The sequence below is a fragment of the Stenotrophomonas sp. HMWF003 genome (assembly GCF_003061285.1).
GTDB lineage: Bacteria > Pseudomonadota > Gammaproteobacteria > Xanthomonadales > Xanthomonadaceae > Stenotrophomonas > Stenotrophomonas maltophilia_AP.
In genome coordinates this window covers 8,811-16,906 of record NZ_QAIW01000339.1, presented here as the reverse complement: position 1 = coordinate 16,906, position 8,096 = coordinate 8,811, and the positions used below count along the sequence as shown (strand labels likewise).

Genomic DNA, 8,096 nt, shown 5'->3' with positions numbered 1-8,096 from the left:
GCACCGACCGACACCACGTTGTCGCGGTCGGCGACCGACCCCGCGCCCAGGGCGACGGCGCTTTCTCCCGCCGCGCTGGCATTGGCGCCCAGCGCCATGCTGGCCGTGCCCTGCGCGCGCGCCGCGGTTCCCATGGCGATGGCATCGGCCACGCCGGCGTTGGCCAGACGGCCCAGCGCGACCGCCCCCAGGCCGGTCGCCTGTGCGTCATCGCTGTCGTCGCCGCGGCCGTTGGTCTTGACGTAGCGGGTGGCACCGCTCAGCCCGTCTTGCAGGTTGGCGATGTTGGTCGTGTTGTTGAGTACCTGTGCGTTGGTGGCCTGCAGCTGGCCACCATTGACGGCCTGCTGGCTACCGGCGGCCAGCGCGCCATCGGCCACGCCGTCGAGCGCGCGGGCACCGGCGGTGCCGCTGAAGTCGACCCGGCTGCCGGCGCTGGCGGCCGCCACGGTGACATCGGCGGTGGCATCGGCCTGCCGGACCAGGCCGACGGTGCCGGCGTCGATCGCGGTGGACAACGCGCTGACGCGGCCATCGACATTGAGCACGCTGCTGTTGAGGGTGGTCAACGCATCGCCGACGTTGTCGACCGTGGCATCGCCGCCATTGGCCAGGTCGGCCACGGTGTAGCTCGGTGCGCTCAGGGTGCCGTCTGCATTGACGCCGGCACCGCCGCCCAGGGCGGCAGCCGCGCTGGACGAGGCGGCACTGAGCTGGCCCAGGTTGACCGCATCGGTCGCTTCGGTGGCGTCGGCCACGTTGACCAGCTGGCGCTCGGCGCCCACGGTGCCGAAGGAAACGCTGTCGGTGCGGTCGGCGAGCGAGGCCGAACCGATGGCCACGGCATTGCTGGCCGTGGCCTGGGCCTGGTCGCCCAGGGCGCTGGCATTGGCGGCGGTGACGCGGCTCTGGGTGCCCAGGGCCACGGCATTGATCGCGCTGCCGGTGATGGTGCTGGCGTTGCCGATCGCCACCGAGCCGGTGCTGGCCGCGGCGATGTTGGAGGCCTGGCCGATTGCCGTCGAGGAGACGCTGGCGGCGGTGGCGCCCTGGCCGATGGACACGGCCGATTGCGCGGTGCTGCGCGCGCCGCCACCCACGGCCGTGCTCCCGCCACCGGAAGACACCGCGCCGTAGCCCAGCGCGCTGGCGTTGTTGCCCGACGACTGCGCGCCGGCACCCACGGCGAAGGCACCGTTGGCACTCGCGCGCGAGTTGGTACCGAACGCGTTGGCACCGTTGCCGCTGGCAACAGAGCCTTGACCCACCGCCAGCGAATTCGGGCCCGCCGGGGTCGAAGCGGCGGTGCCGGTCCCCTGGAACGCGGAGATGAACCGGCTGCCATTGGGAATGTTGGCAATCGCTTCTTCGTTGCTGGTCACGCGCGCATCCAGACCGGTCAGCGCACTGCCGACGTTGGTGTAGGTCGCGCCACCCAGCACATAGCTCGGCGCGGTGAGTACACCGGCGGCATCCACGCCTGCACCGCCGCCCAGTGCATCGGCGACGCTCTGCACGCTGCCGCGCAACTGGCCCACATTGACCGGGTCGGTATCGGCGAACACGCCGATCGAACGAGCTCCTTCGGCAGCGCAGGCAACCTGGATGCCGTGCTCGTCCACGCACGCCGCATCCTCTGCGGCGATGGGTTCACTGGCACCGGCAGCGGCGGCCAGCGACAGCGACAGCAGGCCACCGAGCGCCGCGGCCCGACGGGTCGGCTGCTTGCCGCGGCCCTTGGCGAATTCCGAAGCGACGATCCACGTGCCGGTCGTCGCGTTCCTGACAATGCGATAGATGATGTTCATGGGTGTACTCCGTAAAGGACAAGGGCGACGGCACCGGGATGGCGCTGCTGCGTCGGAGTACAGGCTAGGTGGGGGGGATCGCCGGCCCTATCGGACACGGCCCAAAACGAGACAGGGGCAGCGCCGGCTTCAGCGGCGATTGCCCAATGGATTCAACGCCCTGGCGCGACGAGGCGGCGGGAATGGGCCCGGTCCTATGGGAGCGGCAGGGGGCGCTCTCCATCCTTTGGCCTCCTCCGCGCACGCCGTCTGGCGTGCCCGATCCTCATCACTGTCGCGGCGCGCGGGCGTCGTTGCCTTGCCCGTTGCCGGAGCCCCTCATGTTCAACGCACTGCGGCGCCTGTACGCCCCGTTGCCCTCGCGGGATACCGGAGCACAGCAGGATGTAATGGCCTTGCACCGGCATCACCGGCGCATCCTCTTCGCCGGTGGCAGCCTGCTGAGCCTGGTCATCGCGCTGGGCATGCTCGCGGCCGTCGCGATGCACGTGGAGCGCTACCACGACGAACGCAAGGCCGCCTTCGGTCGCGCCGCCAGGGCGCTGAACACCGCGCTTGCCCAGCGTGATGTCGATCTGGCGCGCCTGCAGAACATGGCTGAATACGCCTGGCGGCATCCGCCGGAGGTGTGGACCAGCAGCTTCGACAGCGACGATCCCGCGACCACGTTCCTGCGCCAGCACGAGCGTGACCTCGCCAACGCCGGGTCCGACAGCGTGCCGCAGATGGTCGTGGGCCGCGACACTTCGGACTGGGAGCGGACCCGGCTGCAGCGCTATCTGCGGTTTGCCACTGCGCTGTCGATCATCATGAGCGTCTCCAGCACCGACCCGCAGCAGGCCGCGGCGGAGCCTGCGTTTTTCCATGACGCCAGTGGGCGGTTGCTCGTGCTCAATCAGGGATTGACCGAAGCGCACCTCAGCCGATCGTTGCATATCGACAACCGCACTGCCCTCTTCGAGCGGCTGCTGGCCTATGGGCAGCTCGCGCCGCCGACCCACTCCGGTCACACCATCCCCGGGCTGCATCCCTCCCGGGAAGGCGCGCGGGTTCGGCGCGGGATCGCAGCGCACCCGGTGAGCGGACAGCTCAGCCTCGTGTCGGCGTTTTCAGTCCTCGACGGCGACACCGACGTGGGCACGTTCGTTGCCTTCGAGCCGATTGCGCGCCTCGCTGCCCTGCTGGGCAGTGGCGATGATGGACACCTCATGGTGCTGGCCCCCAATGGCCGGGTGCTGATGGGTACCCGCCCTGCTGCGGCCCCCATCCCGCTGGACGCGCTGCACGCCGCCGGGCTATGGACACCCGAGCGCGCCGCGCTTACCCGTCACGGCCAGGACGGGCGCTACTACATCGCCAATCTGGTGCATGACACCGACTGGTCGCTGGTGGATGTCTACAGCTGGCAGGACATCCTGCGCGACGGCGGCTGGAATATGGCGGCAATGGTCGCGCTGGGGCTGAGCCTGATGGCCGGGGTCTGGCTGCTGCTGGTGCGCCTGGATCGGCGTGTGCTGGCGCCGCTCATCGCACGCGCCGTGCACGTCTACCAGAGCGAAGCGGTCAACCGCGCGTTGATCGAAATGTCGCCGGTCGGCCTGTGCCTGATCGACATCGAACGCAACCGCCCGGTGCTGGAGAACGAACAGGTGCGCAGCTATGCCGCCGGTGTCGATGGCGCGGGCGAGTCGCTGTACCAGAACCTGGTGAGCGGCTTCGAGGGCGCCCCGATCACCGCCGCAGGCCGCGAGTACCAGATGGCCGTGCCCGATCCGGATGGCGGCCCCCCGCGCGAACTACTGGTGGGCGCGGCCCGGGCGATCTACCAGGACCGACCGGTACTGCTGTGCGCCCTGCGCGACCTCACCGCACGCATCCAGCTGGAAGAACGGCAGGAGCGCGCCCGCATCGACGCGGAGAACGCCAGCCAGGCCAAGACCATGTTCGTGGCCACCATCAGCCACGAACTGCGCACGCCGCTGCATGGCATCCTCGGGCACCTGGAGCTGCTGGCACGGTCAAACCTGGACGACGCCCAGCAGGAACGGCTGTCACGCGTCACCCAGTCGGCCGATGCCCTGCTGGCCACGATCAGCGACGTGCTGGAATTGTCCAGCATCGAGTCTGGCGAACTGGGCATCGACGAGGCCACGTTCGAACCGGCCCAGATGCTGGAGCGGGTGGCGATGCTGTATGCGCCGCTTGCGCTGGAACGCAGCGTGGACCTGGACGTGTCACTGGCCGAATGCACCGGCGCGGTCTACCGCGGCGCGCAGGGGCGTATCGAACAGGTACTGCGCAACCTGGTCAGCAACGCGGTCAAGTTCACTTTGTCCGGTCGTATCGTGCTGCGCGCGAGCATCCGCGAGGAGCACGGACAGACCCTGCTCCGGCTGGAAGTGGCCGACTCGGGCATCGGGTTGAGTGTCGAGCAGTGCGTGCGCCTGTTCGAGCCCTACGTGCAGGCCGATGCATCGATCCGAAAACGGTTCGGGGGCAGCGGTCTGGGCCTGTGGCTGTGCCAGCAACTGGTGGCGCGGATGGGCGGCTGCATCGCGGTGAACAGTACGCCCGGCGTGGGCAGCGTGTTCCACTTCGAGGTGCCGGTGCAGCGGCTGCCGACACCCTCGGAGGACTACCCGTTGGCGGACATGCAGTTGGCGCTGGTCTCGCGCTCGGCCAATTGGCGTACCGAACTGGTGCGTCGGCTGGAAGGATGGGGCGCGCAGGTCGCGGTGCGCACCGACCCGGAAGATCCCGCTGACGAGCTGCCCATGCCGGTAGACGCGGTGATCGTCTTCGAACGGTCGACGAGCGTGGTTGAGCTGCCGCTTGCGCACCGGTGCCACCCGTCCGTGGTCCGTGTGCGCACCGACGGCCCGCTTACCGCCCAGCATCACCCCGATGGCTGGAGCGTATCGTGCTACGCCAGCGACGCGTTGCTGCAACTGCTGCGCAGCCTGGACAGGCGTCCACCGTCCGCTGGCGATGCGCAATGACGCGGCCGGTGCAGCGTCCTGCGATGGAAAACACCGGCCCGTTGGCGCACCATCGGGCCATGAGCAGACCCTCCAGCCCGGTTGAACGGTTGTCCTCGTTACGGCGTCACCAGCGCAGGCTGCTGTTTGGCGGCGGCATTCTGGTCAGCGCACTGATCCTGTCCACGGCAGCGATCAGCGTGCTGCTGGGCATCCGCGATTTCCACGCCAGCCAGCGCCAGCAGTACATGCATGCCAAGGAGGCGGTGGACTTCCACCTGGGCCAGCGCGACCGGGCCTACGCCAATGCGATGAACGCCAACGACGCGCTTTGGAGCGCGCAGCAACCGCTGCTGGCGCGCAACGGCGAGCCGCTGCGGCAGGCGTTCGCAGCCGCCGGCGAGCAATTGGTGATCCGTGCCGAAGGCAAGACCGCCGTGCCCTGGCTGGTGCTCGGACACGACACGCAGCAGTTGCCACCGCAGGTGCTGGCCGCCTACCTGGGCATGATCCAGGAGTACTCCGCCTACGCGGCGGTCAGCATCACCGCGCTGCAGGCTGGGGCGACGCCCTCCATGTACGTCTACGATCCGTCCCGAAGGCTGGTCGCGGTGACCGGCGTGCGGGACGAGGTCGAACTGCTGCAGATGCTCAAGGTCGGCACCCGCGCGCAGGCCTTCGAGCGGCTAACCGTGCATGAAGAACGGCTGGCCGGCATCCGCCCGGCACCGGGCCCGCTGCAGAGCGCCTATGCCCAAGGCCGCCTGGTGTCTTTCATGGGCGAAAACCCGCTGACCCACCAGCAGGCGTTGGTGGGCGTGCTGACGCTTGCCACACATGGAGAGGCTTACATCCGCCATGTCACCCTTGAACGCCTCGACCTGGTCCAGGCCAGGCTGGCCGCATCCACCCCCGGTGCGTTCCTGATCGTGACGCGCAGTGGCAAGCACGTGCTGTCCAGCGGCACGATACCGGCCAACGCGGACGCCGCCCTGCGTGGATTGACGCTGCCGCTCCAACGCGGCACACCGGTCTATCTGCACCGCGACGGACTGTTCATGGTTGCCGGCCCGATCGGCGGCGTGGACTGGACCATGGTGCACTTCTACACCTGGCGGGATCTGTTCACCGACCAGCGCGACGACCTGGCCCTGCGTGCGGGCGCGACCGTGCTGATCCTGGGCATCCTCTGGGCGCTGCTGCTGCTGCTCGACCGGCGCGTCTTCGCACCGGCCCTGGCCGATGCATCGCGCGTCTATGAGAGCGAAGCGTTGAGCCGCACCATCATCGAAGCCACGCCGGTCGGCTTGTGCCTGCTCGACCCGCGCGATGGCACGCCGCTGGCCGAGAACGACGTTGCCCGGGCCATTGCCGGGCACCCAACGGCGCAGCGCACGTTGTATGCAGGGCTGGTGGCGCACGTGCACAGCCCGACCAGCGCGGTGCCGCAGGAATTCCACTGGTCGCTGGAGGATGCCGGCGGCAGCACCCGCCAACTGCAGGTGGTGATGGCCACGGCGTCCTACCAGGACCAGCCGGTGTGGGTGTGCGCATTGCGCGATGTCACCGCGCAGCTGGAATTGCAGGAAAAGCTGGATGCCGCGCGCCAGGATGCCGAGCGCGCGCGCCTGGCGGCGGAATCGGCAAGCCGCGCCAAGAGCGCGTTCGTGGCCACCATGAGCCACGAGATACGCACGCCCCTCAACGGCGTGCTGGGACACCTTGAGCTGCTCTCGCGCTCGCGCCTGGATGAGGCCCAGCACGAGCACCTGGACCGCATCCGGCTGTCGGCCGATTCGCTGATGGCCACCATCAGCGATGTGCTGGATTTCTCGAAGATCGAAGTGGGCCAGCTGGACATCGACCCCCTGCCCTTCACGCTGCGCGCGCTGATCGAGCAGTCCGCGCTGCTGTATGCACCGGCCGCGCAGCAGAAGGGCCTCAAGCTGTTCCATGCCATCGATCCGGCCCTGGCCGGTGGCTATGTCGCCGACGCCCATCGGATCAGTCAGATCCTCAACAACCTGCTCAGCAATGCCATCAAGTTCACCGACGACGGACGCGTGCTGCTGCGGGTGACGCAGGCAGCGGGCGCGGCCGAGGACACGGCGATGCTGCGGTTCCAGGTGGTGGACAGCGGCATCGGCATGACGCCGGCGCAGATGGAGCATCTGTTCCAGCCGTTTTCGCAGGCCGATGCCAGCATCTCGCGCCGCTATGGTGGCACCGGCCTGGGCCTGGCCCTGTGCCAGCAGCTGGCCCACCTGCTCGGCGGCAGCCTGCACGCAGACAGCACGCCGGGCGTGGGCAGCGTGTTCGCCCTGGAGGTGCCGGTGGCGTCCTCCGCCGAGGCGAGCCCGCCAGCGCCTGTGCTCCAGGGGCTGGCGATCACGCTGTTGTCGGCGGCGTCGGAGTGGCGCGCCGAGTTCGATACGCTGCTTGGCGGACTGGGCGCGTCGCTGACGGTGCTGGACCGCCCCCGGAGCATGGAACCGGGCGATGCGATGCTGGTGATCGTCGGGGAACGCCGGGCGTGGAGCGAGGAAGAGGAACAACGCCTGGTGGACGCGCATGCGCGGGTGATCCGCGCGCATGCGGCCGGGCCGCTGGTCGCCCGGCAGGTGGATGGGCAGCTGCAGGTGTCCTGCTACGCCAGCGCGGCGCTGGTCGATGCGATCCTGGCACACCCGCGTTCACCGGCGGCCAGCCCCACCGTACCGGCCGCGCCGCCCGCCCGGCGCGGGCGGATCCTGCTGGTGGAAGACAACGCGGTCAACCGCGAGCTGATCCTGCAGCAGCTGGAGGAACTGGGCTTCCTGGTCGATACCGCCGACAACGGCCAACAGGGCCTGCAGCGCTGGGCGCCCGGTCACTACGTGGCTGTGTTGACCGACATCAACATGCCGGTGATGAACGGCTACGAGCTGGCCACCGCCCTGCGCGAACGCGATGCGCGCCTGCCGATCCTGGCCATCACCGCCACCGCACTGTCGAGCGAGCGCGAGCGTTGCCGGGCCGCCGGCATCACCGACATCCTGCTCAAGCCGATGAGCCTGGGTGCGCTGGATGCGATGCTGGCCCGATATGTGCACGCCGACGCGCAGCAGCAGCCGCCTCCCAGCGTCAGCGCCGGCGCACCTGTCCCTGTCCCTGCGCCTGCGGCACCGGCGCGCAGTTTCCCGCCACGGGTGCTGCGTCTGTTCGTGGACACCGGACGCGATGACCTGGCCCAGTTGGCAGACGCGCTGCGTGCAGGCGACAGCGGGCGGGCCATCGAGCGCCTGCATTCGTTCAAGGGTGCGTTGCTGAT

The 8,096-nt window shown here is 69.2% G+C and carries 3 protein-coding genes; 2 read left to right on the top strand and 1 reads right to left on the bottom strand.

Going from position 1 to position 8,096, the window contains the following annotated elements; genetic code table 11:
- Nucleotides 1-1,808: ESPR-type extended signal peptide-containing protein (locus DBR34_RS13625; protein ID WP_258223924.1), on the bottom strand; the 1,808-nt coding region annotated here is incomplete at its 3' end.
- 320 nt (nt 1,809-2,128) lie between these two features.
- Between DBR34_RS13625 and DBR34_RS13620 the strand changes: the two genes are divergently transcribed.
- A complete protein-coding gene (locus DBR34_RS13620; protein WP_181394008.1) occupies nt 2,129-4,807 on the top strand; it encodes an ATP-binding protein in 2,679 nt (892 codons plus the stop codon).
- Nucleotides 4,808-4,866: 59 nt separating this feature from the next.
- On the top strand, nt 4,867-8,096 hold a 3,230-nt coding region (locus DBR34_RS13615; RefSeq protein WP_181394007.1), incomplete at its 3' end, for an ATP-binding protein.

Excerpts from the sequence above, each read along its gene's own strand:
- DBR34_RS13620 (WP_181394008.1), top strand. The coding sequence starts at position 2,129 with ATGTTCAACGCACTGCGGCGCCTGTACGCCCCGTTGCCCTCGCGGGAT.